General features: G+C 59.8%; 20 protein-coding genes and 2 pseudogenes. 4 read left to right on the top strand and 18 right to left on the bottom strand.

Translation table 11 applies throughout. The features are described from left to right. Positions 1 to 100: 100 nt before the first annotated feature. Genes AC3WRR_RS31195 through AC3WRR_RS31180 form a run of 4 tightly spaced genes read right to left on the bottom strand, consistent with a single transcriptional unit; the run spans position 101 to position 3,854 of the window. Complete coding sequence (locus AC3WRR_RS31195) at positions 101 to 1,138, bottom strand: Bug family tripartite tricarboxylate transporter substrate binding protein (RefSeq protein WP_492299043.1); 1,038 nt, start codon at positions 1,136 to 1,138, stop codon at positions 101 to 103. Next, positions 1,128 to 2,126 (bottom strand): Bug family tripartite tricarboxylate transporter substrate binding protein, encoded by a 999-nt coding sequence (locus tag AC3WRR_RS31190; RefSeq protein WP_492299041.1) that lies wholly within the window; start codon positions 2,124 to 2,126, stop codon positions 1,128 to 1,130. Before AC3WRR_RS31190 ends, AC3WRR_RS31195 begins: the two co-directional genes overlap by 11 nt. Before the next feature lie 38 nt (positions 2,127 to 2,164). Further along, entirely contained in the window at positions 2,165 to 2,470 is a 306-nt protein-coding gene (locus tag AC3WRR_RS31185) for a DUF4387 domain-containing protein (RefSeq protein ID WP_492299039.1), read from the bottom strand. Beyond that, positions 2,457 to 3,854, bottom strand: coding sequence for an acyclic terpene utilization AtuA family protein (locus AC3WRR_RS31180; RefSeq protein WP_492299037.1), 1,398 nt, complete (start codon positions 3,852 to 3,854; stop codon positions 2,457 to 2,459). Before AC3WRR_RS31180 ends, AC3WRR_RS31185 begins: the two co-directional genes overlap by 14 nt. A 104-nt stretch (positions 3,855 to 3,958) precedes the next feature. On the opposite strand from AC3WRR_RS31180, the gene AC3WRR_RS31175 reads away from it, so the two are divergent. Continuing rightward, a complete protein-coding gene (locus AC3WRR_RS31175) occupies positions 3,959 to 5,176 on the top strand; it encodes a citrate synthase family protein (protein ID WP_492299035.1) in 1,218 nt (405 codons plus the stop codon). Between the two features lie 81 nt (positions 5,177 to 5,257). Continuing rightward, positions 5,258 to 6,307 carry a cyclase family protein gene (locus AC3WRR_RS31170; RefSeq protein WP_492299033.1) on the top strand — a complete coding sequence of 350 codons (1,050 nt, stop codon included), beginning with the start codon at positions 5,258 to 5,260 and terminating at the stop codon, positions 6,305 to 6,307. A gap of 422 nt (positions 6,308 to 6,729) precedes the next feature. Here the strand turns inward: AC3WRR_RS31170 and AC3WRR_RS31165 are convergent. The 3 genes and pseudogenes from AC3WRR_RS31165 to AC3WRR_RS31155 all read right to left on the bottom strand — a co-directional run. Continuing rightward, positions 6,730 to 7,386 (bottom strand): annotated as a pseudogene (locus AC3WRR_RS31165) (TetR/AcrR family transcriptional regulator); the annotation flags it as partial. Between the two features lie 109 nt (positions 7,387 to 7,495). Next, entirely contained in the window at positions 7,496 to 8,764 is a 1,269-nt protein-coding gene (locus AC3WRR_RS31160) for an MFS transporter (RefSeq protein ID WP_492299031.1), read from the bottom strand. 219 nt (positions 8,765 to 8,983) lie between these two features. Further along, positions 8,984 to 10,093 carry a porin gene (locus AC3WRR_RS31155; RefSeq protein WP_492299029.1) on the bottom strand — a complete coding sequence of 370 codons (1,110 nt, stop codon included), beginning with the start codon at positions 10,091 to 10,093 and terminating at the stop codon, positions 8,984 to 8,986. 231 nt (positions 10,094 to 10,324) lie between these two features. On the opposite strand from AC3WRR_RS31155, the gene AC3WRR_RS31150 reads away from it, so the two are divergent. Beyond that, a complete protein-coding gene (locus AC3WRR_RS31150) occupies positions 10,325 to 11,569 on the top strand; it encodes a citrate synthase (protein WP_492299027.1) in 1,245 nt (414 codons plus the stop codon). A 20-nt stretch (positions 11,570 to 11,589) separates the two neighbouring features. Here AC3WRR_RS31150 and AC3WRR_RS31145 read toward each other — a convergent pair whose 3' ends face one another. After that, on the bottom strand, positions 11,590 to 11,991 hold the full coding sequence (locus AC3WRR_RS31145) for a Tn3 family transposase (protein ID WP_492299025.1): 402 nt from the start codon (positions 11,989 to 11,991) through the stop codon (positions 11,590 to 11,592). Positions 11,992 to 12,220: 229 nt separating this feature from the next. Between AC3WRR_RS31145 and AC3WRR_RS31140 the strand changes: the two are divergent. Beyond that, a pseudogene (locus AC3WRR_RS31140) lies at positions 12,221 to 12,425 on the top strand (IS630 family transposase); the annotation flags it as partial. A gap of 103 nt (positions 12,426 to 12,528) precedes the next feature. Here AC3WRR_RS31140 and AC3WRR_RS31135 read toward each other — a convergent pair. The 10 genes from AC3WRR_RS31135 to AC3WRR_RS31090 form a co-directional block, all read right to left on the bottom strand. Continuing rightward, the gene (locus AC3WRR_RS31135; protein ID WP_492299023.1) at positions 12,529 to 13,314 is read right to left on the bottom strand and encodes a GntR family transcriptional regulator; all 786 of its coding nucleotides are present in this window, start codon (positions 13,312 to 13,314) and stop codon (positions 12,529 to 12,531) included. A 76-nt stretch (positions 13,315 to 13,390) separates the two neighbouring features. Further along, positions 13,391 to 14,218: a tripartite tricarboxylate transporter substrate-binding protein gene (locus tag AC3WRR_RS31130; RefSeq protein WP_492299021.1), complete on the bottom strand. Its 828-nt coding sequence runs from the start codon at positions 14,216 to 14,218 to the stop codon at positions 13,391 to 13,393. Positions 14,219 to 14,416: 198 nt separating this feature from the next. Next, positions 14,417 to 15,520, bottom strand: coding sequence for a TauD/TfdA family dioxygenase (locus tag AC3WRR_RS31125; RefSeq protein ID WP_492299019.1), 1,104 nt, complete (start codon positions 15,518 to 15,520; stop codon positions 14,417 to 14,419). A gap of 595 nt (positions 15,521 to 16,115) precedes the next feature. Next, entirely contained in the window at positions 16,116 to 17,147 is a 1,032-nt protein-coding gene (locus tag AC3WRR_RS31120) for a Bug family tripartite tricarboxylate transporter substrate binding protein (protein WP_183300308.1), read from the bottom strand. Between the two features lie 54 nt (positions 17,148 to 17,201). Further along, positions 17,202 to 18,629: an MmgE/PrpD family protein gene (locus tag AC3WRR_RS31115; RefSeq protein ID WP_492299017.1), complete on the bottom strand. Its 1,428-nt coding sequence runs from the start codon at positions 18,627 to 18,629 to the stop codon at positions 17,202 to 17,204. Positions 18,630 to 18,783: 154 nt separating this feature from the next. Next, positions 18,784 to 19,275, bottom strand: coding sequence for a Bug family tripartite tricarboxylate transporter substrate binding protein (locus AC3WRR_RS31110; protein ID WP_492299016.1), 492 nt, complete (start codon positions 19,273 to 19,275; stop codon positions 18,784 to 18,786). Positions 19,276 to 19,303: 28 nt separating this feature from the next. After that, the gene (locus tag AC3WRR_RS31105) at positions 19,304 to 20,542 is read right to left on the bottom strand and encodes a 2-methylaconitate cis-trans isomerase PrpF family protein (RefSeq protein ID WP_492299014.1); all 1,239 of its coding nucleotides are present in this window, start codon (positions 20,540 to 20,542) and stop codon (positions 19,304 to 19,306) included. A 106-nt stretch (positions 20,543 to 20,648) separates the two neighbouring features. After that, positions 20,649 to 21,281: a 3-isopropylmalate dehydratase small subunit gene (gene leuD, locus AC3WRR_RS31100; protein WP_183300309.1), complete on the bottom strand. Its 633-nt coding sequence runs from the start codon at positions 21,279 to 21,281 to the stop codon at positions 20,649 to 20,651. Positions 21,282 to 21,294: 13 nt separating this feature from the next. Continuing rightward, complete coding sequence (locus AC3WRR_RS31095; RefSeq protein ID WP_492299011.1) at positions 21,295 to 22,701, bottom strand: 3-isopropylmalate dehydratase large subunit; 1,407 nt, start codon at positions 22,699 to 22,701, stop codon at positions 21,295 to 21,297. After that, positions 22,698 to 23,549, bottom strand: a complete 852-nt coding sequence (locus AC3WRR_RS31090; RefSeq protein WP_492299009.1) for an isocitrate lyase/PEP mutase family protein — start codon at positions 23,547 to 23,549, stop codon at positions 22,698 to 22,700. The genes AC3WRR_RS31095 and AC3WRR_RS31090 overlap by 4 nt, the downstream gene beginning before the upstream one ends. Positions 23,550 to 24,128 lie beyond the last annotated feature (579 nt).

Here is a 24,128-nt window from a genome sequence, read left to right as displayed (position 1 = left end):
ACAACTCACGTTTTCGCTCCTCCCATCATCTTCACTACACGCGTAGGCTCTCATAAAGGCTATACCGGACATCCGCGCTGGCGCCGGTGGAGGCGGAGCATCAGTCAGCCTCGATTCTTTTTGCCCTCGCGATTTTGCGCCAGCGCGCTATGTCACTTTGTACCAATGACTTGAATTCAGTTGCAGTCAGCGGCTCAAAGGCTGACGCCCCCTCGAGCTTTAAAGCCTTGGATAGTTCCGGGCTGGTCATGGCTTCGTTGATCGCACCGTTCAAGAGCGTCAGCTTGTCCGCCGGCGTCCCGGCTGGCGCAAGAAAGCCCGCCCACGCGTCAATCACAATTTCTGAAAGGCCGGATTCTCGACAAGTGGGCACAGTGCTCAGGTGGGGAAGCCGCTGTGCCGACGTCGTTGCAATTGCAACAACGTTGCGCTTGTTGAGAAAAGCGCGCGCGGAGGACTCACTGGTTATCACCAAGTCCAGGTGGCCACCGGCCAGGTCCGCCATTGCCGGAGCCATGCCGCGGTACGGTACGTGCACGAGCCGAACGCCTGCAGCGTCCATGACCAACTCCGCTGCGAAGTGATTGAGACTACCAACACCAGACGACCCGTAGCTGAGCATTCCTGGCCGCTGCCGTGCGAGGGCGATGAAACCCTGCAGATCTCGCACGCCCAGATGCGGTGACACGAGAACCAGCAGTGCACTCGATGTAATCCTTGCGACGGGCTCGAAATCCTTGATCGCATCGAAGGGCAGCTTGGCGCTTACAGCAGCCGACGTGACGAACGATGACGAAACTAGACCAAGCGTATGGCCGTCGGCCACAGATTTGGCGAGTACCCTGATTCCAATACCTCCTCCGGCGCCGGGCCTGTTGTCAACGAGTACAGGTTGCTGAAACTTACGCGCCAATTGAAGAGCGATCAGGCGTGCCAAGCTATCGTTTGAACCGCCGGGTGGATACGGCACGATGACCTGAAAAGGCTTCGATGCAAAGGGCTCACCCGCAGCCTTGCTGTAAGCCGGAAGCATCAAGCTAAGCCCCAGCAGCGCGCTTTGGGTAATAATACTGCGGCGCGATATCATCCATCGACCGACAGCAGCGTCCCTTTCTCGATTCATGTAGTCAGTCGACATGGATGTTCGCCTCCTTCGCCACCTTTGACCAGTGCGCAAGGTCGGAACGAATGGTGGTCTTAAACGATTCGCGTGTGGCACTGTCCACGGGCGCGAACCCTTGGGCCTTCATGCTCGCGCGGACCGCAGGATCCGCCAGAAAGCGCTGCACCTGCGAAGCAAGCTTCTCCAGGATCTCAGGTGGTGTCTTCACCGGGGCAGCTAGGCCAATCCAGCCCACCGCCTCGGAGTTCTGAATGCCCAGTTCACCCAGCGTAGGCGTGTCTGGAAGGAACGGGGAGCGCTGCGAGGCTGCGACAGCCAGTGGACGCAACTTCCCTGCCTTGAGCAAGTTCAATGCGCCAGGCACGGTGTCGTACATGGCTGCCACATCGCCGCCAATGACTTGCGTAGCGCTATCGACATTCCCCTTGAATGGCACGAGGTTGAAATTCGTGTTGGTCGATCTCGCGAATGCCGCATAGGCCAAATGACTCGTCGATCCGAGCGGCGGAATCGCGAAGGCGAGATCCTTTTTCTTTGCAGCGCCGATCAGGTCCGATAGCGATTTGTATGGTCCCTTGCTCGCCACCAGAATGACTTGAGGAGTCAGCGCAATATTGGCGATGGGCTCGAGATCCTTGACTGTGTCCATCGGCACCTTGGAAAGCACCGCCGGTGACACGGTAAGCGGTCCGCTGGAGGCGATAACGAGCGTATAACCGTCTGGCGGCGACTTGGCCGCGATCGAAAGGCCGATGAAACCACCGCCCCCGTTGCGGTTGTCCACAATGAAGGGCTGACCGAAAGCCTTCGACAGATAGTCCGCCAGCAGACGCGCGAGCACGTCCGAAGCTTGGCCTGGCGCAGTCGGAACAACCAGCTTGACGACGCGACGGGGCCAATTGGCGGCGTCGTCATTCCGCGTCTGAGAGATCGCGGCGGAAGTTCCGGCCGCCAGGCAGACAGTCAGTCCGATGGCCCGAGCCGCTTGGAAAAAAATGCGCATGAGTTGTCTCCATTGAAGCGGTACATAGCCGCATTTCTTCAAGGAATCTGAATAGCGAGCAACGGAATGAACTGCTGGCCTCCGTGCAGATCCGCGCTGCCGAGCGCGCCCTGCGTCGTGGGATGTGGAATGCTGAACTTGAGGGCCAGCGCCTTGTCGCATTCGAAGAAGCGCACCTTCGATGGTGCGGTGTGATAAAGCTTTGCAAACATCTCAACGTTTAGAGCGCCTGAGCGCTTGACGCGCAGGTAACTCTCTTCGTCGCTAAACAGGATGTCGAACGTCAGCACAAAGGGACCGGCATTCTTGCTGCGGACCATGGCCGTCAGATCAGACAGTTGCATGCGCAGCTCCTTCGATGTTGGTGAAGGTGGTACGGAACATCGAGACCGGGGATTCCGGCAAGACGACATGATTAACGTTGAATGTATAGACTGGGCCGCGCTCGATGTGCGATGGGTTGTGCAGGCATGCAAAGCCAGTAATCGAGCCCTTCCATTTGGTTGTGGGCTGATGGAGTAGCGGCTGCCGGGTCAATTGCACCAATGCGGTTGCAGTCTTTTGGTCGCTCGCAGTCGCCTCGACGACAAGCCCCACTTCGTGTGGTACGTGAGCGAGGTCGGCCTCTAGGTTTCCCATCACGCCGTTGCGTCCGTAGGCGTGGTAGTCAATCCTTGCATTCAATGCCTCCAGCGAGCGTCCGAAGACCTTCTCTACCGATTCACGTACACGCAGCTGCACCCTGCCGAGCCATGCATCGAATTCGCCGAGAATGAACGGGTCGCGAATGCCGCCAATCAAGATGCTTTGGTAGCCAACCAATTCGGCACCCTCAAGCTTGATGGTGATCTGATCGGCGGCTCGGAATCGACTGCCTCGCATCCGGACGCTGATGTCGTCTTCCATCTGCTCGTATGTGGTACCGCTGATATCCAATACGCCCGAGGCTTCAGTAAAAAAGAAGGGATCGGCATTCTCGTAGAGGCTGTGTGCCGCTACCGTCTGCGGGGTGCAGCGCAGCCCCGGTCCGATTGGCTGGATCACCACCTCGTCGGGGCGCACATAGCCAACGATCATTCCGTGGCTCGGTTTCTCACAGACCGATGCACCGCATTCGACGACCTTGCCCGCATGCCATGCCAATCCGTGGGGCAGTCCCATCATGATGGGCATGGCTGCAAAAAGCGCCGGATCGCTGCAGCGCCCAGCAACCACTAGGTCGACGCCTGTCTCGAGCGCCGCTTGCAACGGCTCGACACCCATCATGCCGACGATGCGCACGCTGCGCTCTATCGTGCTTTCGTCGAAGTGCGGTGCCGGATCGAGAGCGCGAATGCGGCCCTCCCTGAATTTTTGTCGAAGGAAGTCCTTTGACTGCTCCGAGCGAATCTCCGCCACCCTGAGCTGCAGCCCTTCGGCAGTGGCTACTTCGCGGACGATTTCCATGAACCAGTCCACGTGCACATCGGCGCCGCCTGTGCCTACCGAGCCAATCAACAGAGGGATCTTCGCCGGCACCGTGTTGCGCAGCAGGATGGTCATGTCGCGCAAGATGGCCTCGCGTGGAAAGGCACACACCCCTTTGCCAAGTGCGAAGGGACCCGCATCCGTGGTACCCGCATCGGCAGCCACGAAATGTGGCTTGATCTCCAAGGCCTTGCGCAGGCTGTCTTCCGGCACACCAATGCCTAGCATCCCGCTCGCGGCAATAAATCTGCATTCGTTCACGTCGTCTCCATCGGTCTGAGAATTGCTCCTTGATCCGAAATGTAGACGGCCCGATTTTATCGGTCAATCTCGACTATAATCGTCGACATATTAGGAGATCTATCGTGTCCATCGATACGACCGCACCGCTGGGTTCCAGCGACGGCATCTACGTGACAGCGCAAGAAGCAGCAGGAATGTTGAACGTGAGCGTGTCCACTCTATACACGTACGTCAGCCGCAAGAACATCCGCACGCACAAGACGCGCGGCAGCCGGGTCAGCCGATATCTCCGCTCGGACATCGAACAGATCAAAACGGGCATAGCACCGGCCTCGTCACGAGAAGCCGCACCGGGGCTCACAGGGACCTCGGCGATCACATTGATGACGGAGAAAGGCTCCTTCTATCGTGGTACCAGCGCGATTCATTTGGCTGAACATGCGACCTTGGAGGAAGTCGCTCGCCTCTTGTGGGATGCCGGCGACTTCGACCCTTTCGATGGCTTGATGCCGATCACAACCCCGGCGAACCTCGATGTGCTGCTCAAAGCCTGTGCGAGCTACAGTGCGCTGGACCGTGCCATGATGCTGCTGCCCGCCATCGAGGCAAGCAACCCGCGCGCGCACGACCTCAGTAAGCAAGGCTTTTTGCGCTCGGGTGCGGACGTGATGCGCTGGTTCGCCGCTTGGATGTTGCGCCAGGCCACACCGGCGAAAGGGCCTCTGCACCGCTATATCGGCCAGACCACCAAGTGTGGGCCGAAACTCGAGGATGCAGTGCGGCGCGTACTCGTGCTTTCTGCCGATCAGGCCCTTCACCCCGCGACCTATGTCGCGCGCGCTGCTGCGAGCACCGGCGCGACACCGTACCGCTGTGTGATAGCGGGCCTCTCAGCGGTCATGGGAAAACGTCTGCCGGCGGTTCGCGTCAGTTCGTTTGCCCGCTTCATGGCAGAGATCGAGAACGCTTCGGATCCGACCGAGCCAGTAAAGACCCGAGTGCGAGGGAGCGAGGATGTACCAGGTTTTGGATTTTCCCCTTTCGCCGTGCCTGACCCGCGATCCGCAGCACTCTTGTCCTCCCTGCGCACGCTACTTGCCGCCGATCGCCATTTCGCGCGATTTGAGCGGGCCATTGATTTGGCCAGTGAACTGACCGGCCAGCAACCGGACTTCGCGTTCCTGGCTGCGTTTGTGAACCGTCGCATCGGCGCAGAGCCGGATGCCAACTTGGTACGCCTGGCAAGAATCGCTGGCTGGATCGCACACGCATGGGAGCAGCAAAACGAGATGCCATTGGTGCGCTGGAAGGTGAACTACAACGGCATCCTCCCGCCTTGATGAAATATGTCGACCACAACAGTCGACATTGACGGATAGACCTGGAGGTCTCTATTCTTTGCGACGGCGAGCAGCTTTGGCTTGTCGACCAAGGAGCGAAAATTGGGAAAACGATGGGTGCACCGACCAGAAGGATCCAACTGGGGCGAGTTCGGCGACAGCGACAAGATCGGGCGACTGAACCTTCTCACTCCTGACAAGGTTAAACAGGGATTAGCGGAAGCACGCGAGGGCATCACGTTCTGCCTGAGCCTGCCTCTCGACTTCCCGGGGGGAACGGTGGGTAATCCGAGACGTCATCCGCCGCGGCTATTCGGCGCAGTGCATGGCGGACAGTGTTTTCATAACCACGTTAGGCGATCGCCTGATGGCAGGATTCGCTCGGTGGTCTGCGACGACGCCGTCCTTTTATCGACCCAGTATTCGACACAATGGGATAGCCTTGCGCATGTGGGTACCGAATTCGATGCGGACGGCGACGGTGTCGCAGAAATCGTTTACTACAACGGATGGCGCGGCGGTGTGGACGTCGTAACGCCACCGCCGCGTCTTGGCGCACAGGACTGGGAGCAATTCGAGGGTGTGACTGCAGGGCCGCTTGGCATCGACACGATGGCCGCTACGTGCGTCCAAGGTCGCGGAGTTATGGTGGACCTGTTTCGGCATTTTGGTCGGGAACACCAACGTGTAGGCTACGACGCCCTCATGCGCATCCTGGACGAGGACGGCGTTTGTGTGGAATCGGGCGACATGCTGTGTCTGTGGACCGGCTTCGACGAGATTCTGCTCGAAATGAATAAACAGCCCGACCCTTGGCGCATGCACAACAGTTGCGCTGGACTCGATGGCGCGGACGCCCGTTTGTTGCAGTGGATCACGGATTCTGGGGTTGTTGCACTTATCTCTGACAATCGTGCCGTTGAGATCCTTCCTCCGGTCCCAGGCGCCCCCAGCACTTTGCATGAACACTGTCTTTTTAAACTGGGCGTGCCGCTGGGTGAACAATGGCTTCTGTCGCCGTTAAACCGATGGTTGCGCGAACACAACCGCAGTCGGTTTCTATTGACGGCGCCCCCGTTGCGCCTGCCAGGCGCAGCTGGATCACCGGTGACGCCCGTCGCAACGGTTTAGACCTCTTTGGGGTGCGTCCAGGATGACTTTGCGGCAAATAAGGAAGCCCACTCTGGTGAAGATGATATGTCCCGCGTAGTGTCGGCTGCCGGCGGTTGGGGCGATGACCATCGGGTCGCCCTTTCACAATTGGCTGGCAGCTGCGAGGGCAGGGCTTCGTCACCAATATTCTTAGCGACAGCCCACGCCCTCTTTTCTCTTCGAGCCACGGTCGTCACGAAGTCGTCGCGTTCAGTGGTTCACTTTTGTACGTCTCTCTGATCCACCATGACGTGTTCGACCGCACGTGTTCGACCGTGCCTTATCGCCGCGTGGATTGACGCCAAGTCTCCTCCATCGTTCAGTGCGATGGCCGCGTCATCAATCGAGAGGGGCCGATGGCCATCACCTGTTTCAAATGGCCTTCCTTGGGTGCTGACCTCGTACTCGCAGATCAATTGGTTATAGGCTTCACGCGCACCGCCCCGTAGATGAGGCGCGAGAATCGAAATGATATGGTAGCTACTCCCGTGCAGGTGAGCGCGAATTCGCTCTGCGTCGTTGTAATGGCGAGCGTGCTGCAGGAACTGGAAAGACAGCCAGTAGGTGATCACAACTACGATGCTAGTACACATGACATCCAGTTGCTCCGGCGTGGCCTCCATTTCGCCGAATTCTAAAAGTTGCCCACAAATTTCTAGCGCAAAGTCCTTTTTCCTTTCGACAATGCGCTTAAATTTGACTTCCAGCGTTCGGCTATGTAATAAAAGGTCGTTGATGTCCAAATATAAGAATCGATAACTCCACATAAACTCTGACAAATACTGTATGTGGATCCAGCTCCATTTTAATGTGACGGCATGGCCTTGCGGACACTTCAAAAGGCGATCCATCTCTTGCTCGAAGCTTTCAAACAGTGAGTTAATAATGTCGTACTTATTGCGAAAGTGATAATACAGTAGCCCAGGGCTGATTCCCATTCCTTCCGATATTGAAGTCGTGGTTACGCTGGGCGCCCCGAGTTCATTGAGCTGGCGCAGTGAGAATTCGAGAATGCGATTTCTCGTAAGACGGGAATCATTTCGACGATTAACACCCATGCGGCCTCTTTATCATAGCCATCATTCAACAATAGCGCGCACAAGCCTTTATATAGTGATCACACTTGAAGACCACGATAAATGGAGCTTATGATAGATTAATTGAGTATTAATTTCGGATTCGCGAAAAGAGCAAAAAAGCAACTAATCCAGCAATGCCTGCATATAGCATCAAATAACGCCAGCCGGTCGCGTCGACCAGTAGCCCGATCAGTGCCGGAACAATGGTCGCACCACAAGCGAAGGCCATTGTGTAAAGTCCCGTGTATGCTCCAGTACATTTACTGTTGGGGGCCAAGTTCCACATAATGACGACACCATTTATTGCAAATGCGGCATACCCAAGCGAGGCAATCACCAATGCAATGATGGTAGCTTGAACGCTAGTTGATATGAATGCCACAAAGCAGCCGACAGAAAACACAAGCCCGCCGATTTTGCATATACTGAGGCGGCTCGACCGATCAGATAGTATTGCAAGTGGAAACACCGCAAGGATAAATGCTATTCCAGCCGGCATTGAAAGCGAGCCAGCTTGGCCGCGCGTCAAACCAAGGATCTCAATTGCGTAAGGACTTAGCTGCGACCGCATTGCGGACCAAGCCCCCGCTGTCGCGAAGACGGCGAGAAGCATAGAGGCTCTGCTCCGATTGCTCGAGCGCAGAATATCCATAATTAGATTTCGAAAGCTTTGGCTTTGTTGTGCGCGGCCCTTTTCGGAGGTTACGGAATGGAGCTTTCGTTCGTCCAAGCCCCAACATGCTATCGCCATGCCAATAACAAGTAGAAAAGCAGGTATGGCGAATGCAACCTTGGTGCTCTTATCTATGACGAAATAACTAATACCAGAACCAACTGATATCGTCAGAGCTGCGGCTAATTTCGCCATCGCGTTCGCTTTTCCTCGGTTTTCAGCTGACTGAAAATCTGCCACCAATGCTTCGGTGATTGATTTAAATGAGTTTGCTACTAAGGCAAAGCAGAGCATCGATGCAATGAGGGCTGGTAGACTTTCCGCCCAGGGAATAAGGATATAAAAAGTAGCTGCTATCGGAACACCAATCAATAGATACGGAACTCTTCGACCAAAGCGATTATTGGTGTTATCGGATCTGTGCGCCATCCATGGTTGAATAAACAGCCCGAGTAGATTGTCCATACCCATAAGTAAGCCGATCAGGGCGGCACTGTTGGTGTAATGCCGTAGGGCCGGTGGAACCTGGGCCTCATAGAAGTTCCAAACGACTTCCTGAGAAAAGACTGCCAACGATGTTAATAGTGCTGCCGAAGTAGAAAATTTAGGCCGGCTGCATGCGCTAAACGCGTCACCTTTGGTTGACGAATTTTTGATGCTTAGACCGTTTTGACTGCTGCTCACTGTGCAAATCCCTTTAAGATTCGGCTTCCAAAATCGAGAGTTGTGTAGTCACAGTCCTTCGGATTAACTTGAAATGGTAGCGTCGTCTTTCGTTAGGCTGGAGATGTCCCCCATTACTCCCTGGAAGTGGCTGCGCGCCATTCCTGGTTCCGGCGTCTGCTTGGTGGGACCGGCTTCTACCGAGGGACATCAACGAACTTGGGTGACTGTCCTATGCCCTTAGAATCTGTGTCGGATGCCGACGGCAGCTCCTAGCATGCTTTGCTTGTCCGCCCCGAGAGGATTTCCGCCTGAGTAAAAGACAGCTGTATTGTCGAAATTTAGGCCCGAGTTCTTTACGTAGGCCAAAGACAAGTAGACGTCGGTTCGCTTCGACAGGTTATAGTCGGCGATAAATGAAACCTGCCATGGGTTTTTTACGTCAACGCCGTTCAGATTCTTCAGATCATCGTAGTAGTACGCGAGCGTTAGCCTAAGCGCGGCTAGAGAATAGTTTGCACCGACCCAATAGAGGTTATCTCGCGCCAGCGTGGCATCGCTCCCTGATTTGTTCAAGCCCCAACGGTACCCGCCCGTCAATTTAATATTTTCGAAGTTGTAAGTAGCCGCCGCTCCTGCCTTCTGGAATCTCGCTGGTGCGGCCCCGGCAGCCAGGGTCGGATTGAATTGTTCAAACGCCATAGCGAGACCAACTTTCCCACCGAGATACGAGGCGCCGAACCCATAGCCGCTGTCTCGCCGGAATTGACCGGCCACCTCCCCACTGCTTGCAACGCCATTTCCGAAGGACCAGTTTGCGATAGCGGTGACGGGACCGAACTCTCCCTTGTATTTCACTGTGTTGTCTGACCGAAGATCCAGTCCGACCATGGACGCAATCGGCTCATATTGATTCGTGTACCCGGCGGGGGAGAAATTGGAGAATGTGTCGAACATGGCGCTGTACTGCCGTCCAAATGTCAATTGACCCAAGCCTTTCTGATGAAGCCCAACGTAAGCTTGGCGCCCAAACAGACGGCCAGATTGAGCCATCTTCCCTGTGTCTGCCTCAAAGCCGCTCTCTAGCGCAAAGATAGCTTTGAGTCCTTTGCCAAGGTCCTCAGTCCCGCGAATTCCCCAACGAGACCCAGAAAGTCCGCCAGAAGTCAGTCCAAATCGACTCTTTCCTGGACCAGGGAAGCCTCTCTGAGTCGAGTCAAGTTGCGAGACGTTGCTTACGTACTCAATGTTCGTGTCCACAACGCCATATAGCGTTATGCCGTCCTGCGCTAGCGCAGCTTCGTTCGCGAATGCCATGCATCCTGCCGCGATGGCAAGTCCCTTCTTCATAACTCATCTCCTCTGTAGTTTTTTGCATCGCAGCGTCCGGATGCAGTGCGATGTGCATGTGGCTGCTCCCGTAGTGCGCGCGCGGGAGTGAGGCCTCCTATCGACCACATTGGTGCCGACGGCTCGCCGTCGGATATATGGATACATGTATCCACATATGTACTACCGGGGCGATGGTGTTGACTGTATACTCGGGGCTGAGCTGTGTAAATCTGTACGAGTCGAGTCAATATGAAAGCGGAACATGCCGTAACTAACGACGCCCTATACCTCAGTGCGGAGGAGGCAGCGGCGCTGCTCAACATCAGCGTGGCGACGCTTTACGCCTACGTCGGTAGGAAGGGAATTCGGTCGTCGAAGGTGGACGGCTCTCGCAGCCGACGATATTGGGCTGCAGACATTGAGCGGCTTCTCGCGGAGCGCGGCACCGCCTCACAGTCTCCAACGCCTCATTGGCCGGCAATTAGCACCTCAATCACGCTGCTCACGGAGAAAGGTCTCTACTATCGAGGTCGTCCGGCAACCGATTTGGCAGATCATGCAACCCTTGAGGAGGTTGCTGAATGGATGTGGGAGACACCCGGCGCTTTTGACAGAAGAGCACTCCCCTTTCCCGAGGTCGCGCGGAGAGTGATCGCTGATTTACAGCACTTAGGACCAATGGCTCAGGCACTTGCGTTGTTCCCGATCCTTGAGCAGATGCATCCGCATGCGTACGACCTAAGCAAAACGGGTTACGCTCGCACTGGCGCGGACACGCTACGGTCATACGCCGCAGTGCTCACCCAAAGCGAACCTGTCGCCGGGCCACTACATCAGCACCTGACCAAAGGGCTGCGCATAGCACCAAAGTACGAAGATATGGTGCGACGAATGCTCGTGCTTTCCGTGGACCACGAATTTACCCCTATGACGTACGCGGTGCGCACGACGGCAAACACCGGAATTACACCTTACGCAGCAGCGGTGTGCGGGCTGTTAGCGTCGAGGGGGCGACGGATTAGTGCTGGGCGCGTAGAGCAGGCCGTGCGACTTCTCAGCGAGATTGCCGGTGCGAAGGACCCCTGCGAGCCGGTACTCGCGCGCTTTCGAGAGGGCGAGGCCATCGCAGGATTCGATCGAAACGTTCATGGTGTCGAGGACCCTCGCGCAGCTCACTTGATGAAGCACATGATGGATGTCTTCGCACATGACGCGGACTTCCGGCGACTTACGGCAGTGATTGATCTGGTCCGCGACTTGACAGACCAACCACCAGCCTTTGTTCTCCTGGCGGCCTTCTTGGGTAGGAAGTTCGAGATGCACGGCAACGAGTTGGCAATTGTGGGATTGGGTCGGATGGTAGGTTGGATTGCACATGCTAGTGAGCAATATCACCAAGGTCCTCATATCCGGGCACGCGCAAACTATGTCGGTCTACTCCCTAAAGCTGAGGGTAATGGAGTTTTTGATGATCAACCACACGGAAAATCTTAATCGAGGCGTATGTCATTCTGTTATTTACCCCCTGAGCCTTCGTCGCAGGCGATTTCCCAATCCGCGGACGCGCGTTTGTCGCTTTCCAGTACTCCGGTAGCGCGAACTGATTTTATGCGTTGATGACCTTCACAATGGCCTTGTCGAGCCGCTCTTCCGTGATGTGATGCAGGTTCAGCAAGGCAAATTTGCTTGCGGCTCAACCCCTTGACGGACCGAGCCGTCTGGCTCGGTCCCAGATTCCAGCCGTCGCAGAACAGCGTGCAGATAACTCGCTTGCGAGGGTCATCGATCCTGGATCGATGCTGGACAATGGGACCGAACGGTCTGTGCAGATTGAGCCATTGCTCCATTTCGGTCAGCACGTCAAGAATGCTGCTCTGCGGCATCGATGCGGTGATAGCCTGGTCGATCAGCATCATGTTGGGCGGGTCGGGTGCCTCGCCGGGCCAGCGAAGGATCAGCCCGTGTTCTCCGAATTCGATGCCGTCGGGGAAGTTGACATCTACCGCGTCGAGTGCCGTGCTCAGTGTGTCCGATAGTGTTCTGATGAAGTTTTCGCCATCCGTTGGCAGACCAACATTTCACAGTAATGCGGTAACTTCCCGTTCGAATACCTCCTCGGATAGCTCGCCCGGCATGTCGAAGCGAATCGAGGTGTTTTACCTGCCCAGCTACAGCCCGGAAATCAATCCCGACGAGATGGCCAACGCTGATATCAAGCAGGCCGTGACCTCGGGAGCGTACCAAGCTGCAACTCGTCAAGGCTGCGTCGAGCTATCTGCGCAGTGTGCAGAAACAGCCTGAACGCATTCGAAGTTACTTTCAGCATCATTCGGTGAAGTATGCGGCCTGATTAAAGTTCATGAATGTCCGATCAATAATATGCCGCGATATCGAGATGGGATATGCGAAGCAAGCTCTCAGCGGTGAGTGGCGCTTTGACATCGAGATTTTGCTTAACCCACGTCATGCACCAGATGCCCCGCCCCAATCGTATTCAACTGGCTGCCCGGAATCGACATTACCATCCGGGTGCGTTGGGGCGACGATCGGATCAGCAGGTACTGGATTGGCCGCTGCCGGCTGTCATGCACGAGTCGCGTCATGCGCAGGATTGGCGAATTGACCTCCACCTTCAGATGGCCTGCCACAGGGGGATCGGCCATTTCCGCTGTGACTTCCTGGATTACCTCGCCTAGTTCGATATCATCCCGGATCTGCAACTGGTACAACGGCCGCCGCTCCAATTCGGCGGCGGATACGCGCGGCTGGAATCGGGGCGGCATCCAGGCATCGAGATGCATCAGCGGCGTGCCTTCGCGAGTGCGGATTCGCACCACATGCAGGGCGAAATCGTTGTCGTCCAGTTCTAGCATCGATGCTACCACCAGCGGCGGTCGTGCCATCTCGACCTTTAGCACGGTGACTTGGGTCTCGCTGACGGCAAGTGCAAGCCCTTCGAGATATGTCAGGGACACGCTGGTGGGAGTCCTCCGTACCTGTGCATGCACAAATGCGCCGACGCCTTGCTCGTTCTGCACCAGTCCTTCTGCCTGCAGCTCGGCCAAGGCGCGGCGCACTGTAATGCGCGACACGCTGAATTGCGCACTTAATGCTTCCTGGGTCGGCAGGCGGTCGCCTTCACGGAAGTGCCCCGTGGTGATCTGCTGCTTCAAGGTCAGATAAAGCTGGCGATGCAACAGTGTGCCTTGCGCCTTCAGGGAAATACTGGATGAGGTCATGAAGAATAGGAAACAAGAAAAGCGTCCCCCATTTTGCCATGCGCGACGCGCTACTCCGATGTGATGATGTTTGCCGTTATTGCCCCTTCAGATTTAGCCGCTTAATCAGCACGCCGTACTCGGCCAGGTCTGCCTGAAAGCGCTTTGCGAATTGCGCTGGCACTTCGCCTCCCGGTTCCGCGCCGAGGAACTGCAGCTTTTCGATGACGTCCGCGCTCGCCAACACGCGTTTCACGTCTTGGTGAATGGCCTGGACGGTGGCGGGTGGCATATTGCCAGGTCCGAATAGCCCGTACCAGCTGCGCGATTCCATGTCGGCGATGCCTTGTTCGCTGAAGGTCGGTACATCGGGCAGCAGTCGGCTGCGCCGCGCCGATGCGACGCCAAGCACCTTGAGTTTGCCATCCTTCAGGAACGGAAGCGCCGATGTCACGCTGGAGAAGCCTGTATCCACGTTGCCCGCCATCAGGTCCGTCATCCATTGCGTAGAGCCCTTGTAGGGTACGTGGACCATGGCGAAATGCTGCCCCTCCTTCAGGCGCTCGCCGTACAACTGGGTACTGGTCTCCGTGCTGGCGAAGGTGAACTTTCCCGGCTGTTGGCGTGCCGCGCCGACGAAGGTCGGCACGTCCTTCGCCTCTATTTTCGGCGAAGCCACCATCACCACAACCGGCAAGGCCAGAGACGTAATCGGCGTAAACGCTGTGGCCGTGTCATACGGAAGCTTCGGCATCATGTACGGATTGATGGCGATTGATGCCACCGACAGCAGCAGCGTGTAGCCATCGGGCGCCGCCTTGGCGACGAACGCGGAGCCGATCACGCCATTGGCGCCTGCGCGATTTTCGACTACCACCGGCTGGTTCCAGAGCTCACCAAGCTTCTGGGCGAACAGGCGGCCCACGGCATCAGTGCCGCCGCCGGCACCGTGATTAGCGTGACAGGTTTGTTGGGTTGAAATGCTGCGGCTGGTGCCGCCGCAATTGAACTGGCAGGCAGGGCGAATGTGACGGCTGTGAGGAACGCCACGGTTGCGGACGTCGGGGGCTTGCGGACCATCGGAGTGTCTCCTGTGTTGGAAATTGTCGGAAGTTGTCTAGGCTCAGGCGAGCCGCATGCCCATCGCCAGCCCTTGTTCGGTATCGAAGCGTAGGCAGTGTTCGTCGTAATGGTGGCCCTTGGTCCCGCCGCGCACGGTGCCGGGCTCCCGCGTGCCGCTGTAACACTCCCAGCCGGCGGGCAGTCGCAGCGAATCCGGCATCGCTAGCCACAGCCTGAACAGCGTGCGCTTTTGGTCTTCGTCTGGATGGTCCTCGAAGTGAGTGCGCGAATGCAGTACGGTCTGGTTGCTTAGCAACTGCAGATCGCCGGCTTCCAGGTGCATGCAGTACATCAGGTCCGGGCGTCGCACCACGGCATCGAGATAACCGATCGCTTCCCGCTGCTTTCCAGTCAGCTCTGGCACGCCGCCGAGTTTCTGAGCGTTTTCCACGCGATTGCGGTTCCAGACACAGAACACTCGCCCGTCCTCGAAGCCGTAGATCGGCGCGTTAACCCATGCGGGCTCGCCTTCGCACTGCTCGCCGTTGCGACTGAACGGGAATCTGGTCAGCAATTGCTGAGCGAGGTCGGGACGCTCTTGCTGGACCAGCTCATAGGCCCGGACAGAACTTGTGCACATGCTCATCCCGCCCACGGGGGCCTGGTTGTAGCAGCTCAGCAGTACGATATCCGAGCCATCGACGTGGAAGTCCAGTTCCGCGTTGGATGAGTAGCCGCGCCCCATCGGGCTGCGATAGGCGCCACCCACATCCTTGACCTTGTTCAGATACCTGCTGGCCCGGTCCTGCGGTCGTGCCACACCGAAATGCAGGCCGATGACCCAGCTCATCATCTCGAAGTCCTCTGGCGACACGCCCTCGCGCGGCAGATTCTTGATGAGCGCCATACCACGGCCGTCGCGCACCTCGTGGAATGCCGCAGCCAGCGGAGCCAGCACACGATCCAGCGGGAAATCGGTTTTGCGATAGTCGAACAACGATTTCCCGGGCTGGAAACCGGCACGCGTGGCCGCCAGGAGTTCCTGACCTTCAGCCTCAGATAATGGATAGATCCAGCTTGTGTCAGCGGTGATGTCGCTTACGGTCCAGGCAGCACGGCTGCCGCGGATGTAGTCGGGGGAAGGCGTAATCGATGCTGCTGTCATGGTGTGATCCCCAATAACGAGAAAGAAGAAGAAACCTGAGTCAAGAGCGGCGTAGCGCGTAAGTGTTCATCAGTGTATGTGTGTATAACAATATACCAACAAGGGCGTCCTTGGTGAACGGGGGGTAAACCAGAATTTTTGTCGGTCGCGGCGCTACCAAACGGATAAGACGGGCGGCGCATGCCTGCGATGGCCATCACAGCCTACTGCCATCGAAGCCATCCACCGGCGTTGCTGGCTCACCGGACGGTGCTGGGACACGCGGCGTGGAAAGGTACGGACCTTGGGGGGGTCCGACATCCGGGGAGCGCGTAGCGGTGTGGCATTTGCGGGTGACGCAGCACCGCCATGTGGGAGCGGCAGCCTCAATCGGTATAGATCGGATGACTAGCCTTCACGGGGTCCTCGAACGGCTTGTCCCGTTCGTCGTGGCAGCAGAATTGAGCCGTTGTACGGGGTTGCGACTCTTGTCTGCAGCAGCGAGCCCATGCTAGGCCTCCAGATACTTGTCTGGCATGGAGAGTGAAGCACGCGCGATGCCGTCACTGTCCATGAACCTCGCATGGTGTGTCGCTTGGATGTCAAGTGCCTCCGGTTAGTCTTCTGCGCGCAGTTTTTCCTTGTGAATGATGTCACTCCAACGCCGCAGCTCGCTCATGTACAAGTGTTGCGTTTCGACCGGGCTGGTCGAATACGGCTCCAGGCCTAGCGTCGCCAGTTGCTTGCGCAGCTGTTCGTCCCTCAGTACCGCCCGCAATGCGCCCGAGATCTTCGTTACCACTTCGGCAGGCAATCCCGCGGGGCCGCCGATGCCATACCAGCTGGCCACGTCATAGCCTTTCACGGTCTCCGCGACCGCCGGGACGTTCGGCATCAGCGCTGTCCGCTGCGCGGTGGTCACGGCGAGCACATTGGTGCGCGAGGCAAGCGGCGCCATCGCGGGCGGCGTGCCAAATTGCACCTCGATCTGGCCGCCGATCAGCGCCGCCCCCGTTTCGCTGCCGCCCTTGTAAGGAATGTGCGTCAGATTGATGCCCGCTTCGCGTTGCAGCACGAGCGCGGCAAGATGGGGGGTTGTGCCCACGCCGCCAGCGCCATAGTTCAGCTTGCCGGGATCCTTTCGCGCAAGCGCGATCAGCTGCTGCAGGGATTGGATGCCAGACGCCTTTGACACACCGATTAGCATCGGGCCGCGTGCAACCGAACCGATTAAGGTGAAGTCCTTGTCAGCCCGATACGACAGCTTCTTATACATCGCAGGAGAGATCGTATTGGTGGTGGTCAGCAGCATTAGCGTGTAACCGTCGGCAGGGGCCCGGGCAGTCACCCCGGCGGCGACCGTAGTGCCTGCACCCGGGCGGTTCTCGACGACGACTGGCTGGCCCAGCATTTTCGTCATGGCTTCAGCGACTGCGCGCGCAACGCCATCAGCGCCGCCCCCTGCCGTAAAGCCCGTGACGAGTTTGATCGGCCGCTCTGGCCATGTTGCTTGGGCAGGCATCCAGCCGCACAGCAGCGTCATTGCGACGGCGCCCAGGGCGGCGACATGGAGCCGGCGGCGGCGCTTGGATTGGATGGGATAAGGCGCATGCGCTACGCGGGGGCAATGTTGAATGGGGTGGGTCATACGGTCTCCGCTTGAATGGTTTATGAAATCTGTTCCGCCTGGTGTGCAAGCCGGTTATTGGATCGCCCGTTGCAGGCGCGCCACCAGCTCTCTCGCTGGCGCGTCGGATAGCTGCAGGCATGTAGCGAGTAACTCGGCGCCTCGAGGAGTGTTGGTGCAGTCGTTGGCTTGGTTGCCCCAGCGCAGGCAGTCGTCGAGCTTGGCGATAAGCTCGGCGTCGGTCAGCGGCTGCTGCGTAGAGCCGTGCAAGGTCTGCACGTGCGCATTGAGATGGCGGCCGTCATGCATCTGGAGCGTGACTTCTGCCCAGCGCGGAGCGCTGGGACCAGCGGCCTCTGTGGCATGTACCCGAGGCAGGAACGCTTGAATCTCCGGGCGCTGCACCGAGCTGTCGAGGAAGCTGGTCAGGCGCACGGCACCGTCCTGTAGCGCAGCCGCCATTGCATAGGCCATGCTGAATTTCCCTTCGAGCCCGGTGCGCGGTCGGGGATGGACCAGCGGCACCAGTGCGCCGTGGCTTGTCAGTACGTTGACACGTACCACGTCCTCCAGACGCAGACCGTTTGCCCGGCGCAGTGCCAACACGGCGTCCAGCGCCCGGTGCGTGGCATAGCACATGGGGTACTGCTTGACGTCGAGGCCGCTGCGGCGCATTTCGAGCGGAGCCTGGCCAAGCGATGCCAGCCACTCGGCGATGTTGCCTTCGCCGACATCTCCGCCCGCGTATAGCCGCACGAAGCCATGCGGGCCGTCGAGGGCATGTGCGCCGGCTTCGAAGCCGGACTCGGCGAGGCAGGCCGCGCGCACCGCCACGGCATTGGCATGGCCGGCCTGGAACGATTTCGCCTCTGTGCCGACGTTCTCGCGTGATCCGGCCGTCTGCGCGACCGCCAGTCCGATCGCATGCACGATGCGCGCCGGCGCGAGCCCGAGCAGGTACGCGCAGGCCACCGTGGTGCCGATCGCGCCGATGCTGGCAGTGGCGTGCCAGCCGGCCGCGTAGTGGTTCAGCGCCATGCCGCGCGACAACTTGCAGATTACCTCCATCCCGACTGCGAAGGCTGGTGCGAGCCGCGCGGGCGGCAACGCGCGCGCTTCTGCCAGAGCCAGAAGCGCCGGCCACAGCACCACGCTGGGATGACCGCGCATCGGCACGGTCACGTCGTCGTAGTCGAGCACGTGGCCAGCGATACCGTTCCACCACGCCGCGATCTCGGGCGAGGCGCGTTCCGTGCGGCCCCATAGCGTGGCACTGGTGGCGCGGGTGCCCGACGCCAGCAACAGCTGAGCATTCTCGAGATAGCGCAACGCCGCCTGCGGGGCATGCTCGTTGCGGCCAGCCACAGCGACGGCGAAAGTGTCGGCCAGAGAACGGGCGCACAAATTGCGGTCGGCCTGGTCGAGGAAGTTTGCCTGAAAGGAGGCGGCGAAGGCCGCGATGCGCTGTGCGGCGCTGGGATTGGATTGCATGATTTTGGTCAAGGATGTTCGGGGATGATCGACAAGGGAGGCTCGGATCTGACTTCAGGGACGATCGCTCCTCGCCAATGTGGCGAGCCATGGGGGCACGCGGGTCGGGGAGAGGTCCGGCTCCCTAGGCCCTGGATCGCGCGCCATCAGCGTGCCAGATGCCACATCATTCCGGAGTCACTTCCGCGCGCTTTGCCGCCTCGGCCCACATGGCCGTCTCGCGTCTCAGGAAATCGCGGCATTGCACGGTCGAGAGGTCTCCCGTTTCACTACCGCCGGCACGGACCGCCGTGATAGCCGCCTCGGTCCGGCTGGCCGTGATCATGTCCGCGTTGATCTTCTCGACGACCGCGGGCGGCGTGCCGGCGGGTGCCATTAGCGCGCTCCAGCTGGCAACCTCAAAGTCTGGCACGCCCTGTTCCGCCACCCTGGGTACGTTGGGAAGCGCCCTGTAACGCGCCTTGCTTGATACTGCGAGCACCTTGATCTTGCCGCTGACTGTCTGGCCAGCGGGATAGCCGACCACGATGCGTACTGGCCGACGCGGGAATGCCGCCTTGTCTGGCTGCGAGTGGGCGCCGCGCGCGGTGGTAAAGGCCAACAGGGCGGCGGCTTGCAGCAGCCGCCGGCGCGGCACAGAGAGATCAGAGGCGGTCATGACGATTTTTGGGGGACACAGCGGTAGATCAGATATCAAGGGCAGGGCGGGGCACAAAAGCGATACCTTGCATCAGTCGCCGTGCGGTGCGGCTGAAGCCGAGGCGCTCATAGCCGAGCCGGTCTGGGCCATTGCCCGCGTTGTGGCGGCCGCGCACGACCACTTTCATCACACCGAGCGGATGACCGATGCGCAGGGTATCGTTGGCCCACGTGGCGGCGCTGTGTTCGCCTCCTGGATCGCCTCTGTATGCCGCCTCATGCACTAGCGTGCCGACTATGCGAGACATCGCTGCAGTGCACATCGAACCGGTGCCAGCCATGCTTTCGTGACACTTGTTGTAGAAGATAAGTCGCGCCTGCAGATCCAACTGATCCGCGTCGACCGCGCGGCCCTGCGCGTCGATGTACTCGGCGGACGGCGCCACCATCACGGCCAGAGGCAGCGCGGGCGACGCGGCCTCCGCGTCTCGCCAGTGGGCGCACAAGCCAAGTTGCTGCGCCGCCTTGCCTCGCAGCTCGCGCAGCATGGCGAGCAAGGACTCGTCTGCGTTGATCTCGTTCGGCAGTTCGGTGCCGCGCCTTCCCAAGTCCTGGGCGCGCACAAACATGCAGGGATTTGCCACGTCGCCCAGCGTGACGGCGATCTCGCGGCCATCCTCCAGCGCGATGCGATCGACGGTATTGCCCGTGGGCAGCACGCGACCGGTCTTGGCCCCGGTGGTGGCACGATAGTCCATGAAGATCTCGGCGCCGGTGCCGGGCACGCCTGGAATCGCGAAAGTGCCTTGCACACGGGCGCGCTGGCCGCTGACCGGCACATGGGCGATCAGCATCTTCGAGGTGTTTGTGTTGAAGATGCGGACCTCGGTAATGGGGCCGCGGGGTGGCACAAGCCCCACGTCGATCGCAAATGGCCCCACGCCGGCCGAAATGTTGCCGCAGTTGCTGGTGTAGACGACGATGCCGCGACCGGGCGGTACGATGCCGTAGGTGTAGTCGATGTCGGCATCGGAACGGCTCGAGCGGCCGACAATGGCAAACTTCGCGGTCACAAGCCGCGAGCCGCCGAGTCCGTCGATCTGCAACAGATCCTCGCTGCCCATCAGCGCCTTCAGTGCGGCGTCGCGGGCCGGGCCAGGCGCGGGCAGGTCGTCGGCGCGGAAGTACAGGCCCTTGCTCGTGCCGCCGCGCATCAGCGTGCACGGAATGGCGAGTTGTTCTTTGTCGCTGTCGAGACCGTCGTCGTGTGGTACGGACATGGTCATGTAGTGTTTCCGTCGTTAGGCCAGCGGCTTCACGCCGGGCGGGCCTTGTCAGTCGGGCATTCGTGGGGTGTCAGGGAGAATGAGGAGCCGGGGCGACTGACACGGGTCAACCTAACACGTCGTTTAGTGCCACCGGTGCCCAGATCCAGGGTCGTGCCGCGCGATCAAGCATCTGCCAGGCCGCAATGTTGGCGCGTTTGGACAACGTCAGGCTCAAGTCGTCCAGGCCCGCGAGCAGCGCGGCGCGCCTGTGAGCGTCGATGGTGAAGGGTATTGGCTTGCTTTCCGACACCGTGATCCTGCAAGTATGCAGATCCACGCCGACGACGGTGCCTGTTACGGCCTGTCGGGCAAGCGATGCCAGCGCGTCGCGCGGTAGCACGATCGGCAGCAATCCATTCTGGAAGCAGTTGGCGTGGAAGATGTCCCCGAAGCTCTCGGCGATCACACAGCGCACGCCACTGTCCGCCAGCGCCCACACTGCGCCTTCGCGCGAGGAACCGCAGCCGAAGTTGCGTCCGGCCAGCAAGATGGGTGCGCCGCGGAACGGCGGCAGGTTAAGCACGCAGTCTGGCGCCTCGCTGCCATCTGCCCGCAGCCGCAGCATCTCCATCGCATAGGCGCCGAGCTGGCCGCGGCCAGCTGTTGACAGTCGTTCGATCCGAATGATGGTATCGGTGTCGATATTGTCGAGCATCAGCGGAATCGCTGTGCCCGTCAGAGCGGTGAAGGGTGTCATCTGTCGCTCGTGGTCAGAGTTGACGCGGATCGGCCAGCTCACCGGCTAGGGCGCTTGCGACGGCCGTGGCGGGGCTGGCCAGATGCGTGCGCACGCCCGGGCCCTGCCGGCCGACGAAGTTGCGGTTCGACGTTGAAACCACGCGCTGGCCCGGTTCCGCGGTGTCGCCATTGGCGGCAACGCACATGCTGCAGCCGGGCTCGCGCCATAGGAAGCCGGCGTCGCGGAAACGCTTGTCGAGGCCTTCGGCGCGGGCGGCGCGGCTGACGTCTTCCGAGCCCGGGACAACCCATGCCTCAACGTGCGGCGCCACGCGTGCCGAACCGAGCAGCGCCGCGGCGGTGCGCAGGTCTTCCAGCCTGGAATTGGCGCATGAGCCGATAAACACGCGATCGACGCGCTGGCCCAAGAGGCGCGCACCGGGCGCGAGGTCCATGTACGCGCGTGCATCGCGCCATGCCGCGCGGCGGGCGTCGTCGGGCGCCTCGTCATCGCGAGGCACATTGCCATCGACGGCAATGCAGTGTTCCGGGCTGGTGCCCCACGTTAGTTGCGGCGCGAGTCTGCCAATGTCGAACGTTTCTTCGCGATCGAAGCAGGCTTCGTCATCGGAGCACAGCGTGCGCCAATGCGCTACTGCCTCGCCGAACAGCGCTCCGGCTGGGGCAAACCGCCGTCCTGCCAGCCAGCTGAAGACCTTTTCGTCCGGCGCGACCATGCCCACGCGCGCCCCCATCTCGATCGACAGATTGCAAAGGGTCATCCGCGCCTCAACAGACAGTGCGGAGACCGCCGGCCCATCATACTCGATCGCATAACCGGTCCCTGCAGCGGCTCCCAGCGTGGCGATCGCATGCAAGATCATATCTTTGGCCGATACGCGGGGTGCCAGCGTGCCGGTGAAGCGCAGCCGCATATTGCGCGGCTTGCGCTGCATCAGCGTTTGCGTGGCGAGTGCATGGGTCAGCTCGGAAGTGCCCACACCGAAGGCCACCGCACCTAGCGCACCGTTGGTGCAGGTATGGCTGTCGCCGCAGATGACGGTACTGCCCGGGAGCACAATGCCCAGCTCGGGACCCATCACGTGGACGATGCCCTGTCCCTTCTCGCCAAGGCCGAAGAACCTGATGCGGTGCTGACGCGCGCCCTGTTCCAGCCGTGTGCACAGTGGCGACGTGGAACTGGTGCGCCCCGGCGCACTGGAGACGGTGTGATCAGGGGTGGCGAAGCTCAGTTGCGGCTGCGCGGCCTCCAGCGCCCTCTCGTTCAGCTCATGGAAGCTGCGCGACCCGGACATATCATGCAGAAGCTGGCGATCGATATGCAGCAGCGCCCAACCATCGCCAAGCTGCTCGATTACATGGGCATCCCAGATCTTGTCGAACAGCGTCGCTGGGGCCGTGGAAGTGGCCTGGCTCACGACTTAGCCTCCCCAGTGTCGGCGCGGAAGCGGGTGCGCAGCGCATTCCACTCATCGGCGCCGAAGCGGCGGAAGCGCTCGGCTACTGGCGTCGCGTTGGCCGACACCGGTGGCTTGCGGGTCTCTTGCAGGCCACGCAGCGTCCGGTCGCAGGCATCGACCACTGAGCCGATCAGCAGGCTTGGCAGGATCGCCAGCTTGTAGCCGAGCTGCTGCGCAACGTCCAGTGACAGATCCGGCGTCTTGCCGCCGCGCACGATGTTCAGCAGGCACGGGCCTTTCACGCGGCGCGGGATTTCGGCGAGCTCCTCCATGCTCTGTGCAGCTTCGACGAATGCCATGTCGGCGCCTGCGCGCAGCGCCGCGTTGGCGCGCGAGATGGCTTCGTCCAGACCGACCACCGCGCGCGCGTCGGTGCGAGCAATGATCACAAAGTCCGGATCCGTGCGCGCGGCCACCGCCGCACGGATCTTTGCTTCGAAATCCTCGCGCGACACGATCTCCTTGCCGTCCAGATGGCCGCAGCGCTTCGGCGCGACCTGATCCTCGATGTGCAGGCCGGCGACGCCGGCTCGCTCATACTCTCGGATGGTGCGCGTGACGTTCAACTCGTTGCCGTAGCCGGTGTCCGCGTCGGCAATCACTGGGATCGACACCGATTGCGCCACCACGCCGGCGGCTTGCGCCATTTCGGTCAACGTCAGCAGCCCGAAATCGGGGAAACCGCGAGACGCCGAGACACCGGCCCCGGTCATGTAGAGAGCATCGAAGCCGGCCTGTTCGATCATGCGGGCGGTGATGCCGTCATAGCCTCCGGGGGCGGCTAGCAGTTCATTGCCGGCCAGCACGCGGCGCAGAGTCTGTCGAGGGGAAGGTTTGCTTGTCATGGAGGTGCAGGGGAGAAATTGTGGGCCGTAAAATCAGCACGGATGTCCCGTCTTGTTGTTCTAAGTATATAACGACATAGTGACATGACGAGAAATTTTTTGACTTCCGCGTGAACACATCAAGCGTTCGCAGACGGATCGGCCCGTAAAGTCCGGTTTGGCGCTACATCAGCAACTGGTTGTGGTATTTACCCGAGCCGATCCTGCGTGGCAGTTATCCGGCCGATGCCAGCATGCCGAACGAAGCACGTCTCGAGTGGTCTTCAAGGTGTCGCGCTTCACAGTTCGCCGTGCGGTCAGCAATCTGCAAGCCCCTGGCGGGTGGAGAAGAAGCAGGGCCGGGGAACGTTAGTGCGGCTGGACCTGCCGCCGCAGCGGACGGCGGCAGCAACGCTCGAATTCGTCGATGCGCTACGAAGCAGAGACAGCCCACGCGTGCCACGGTGCTGGAACTTTGCGAGGCGCCGAGCCGCCGACAGTGATCGCTACAAATTGCAGCGGGCGCCCAGGGAGGGTGCGCTACATGCAGTGCGGCTGTGT

The sequence above is a fragment of the Cupriavidus sp. FW305-3-2-15-C-LB2 genome (genome assembly GCF_058787575.1).
Note: the sequence above shows the minus strand (reverse complement) of the source record. Positions and strands in the feature narration are given on the sequence as shown.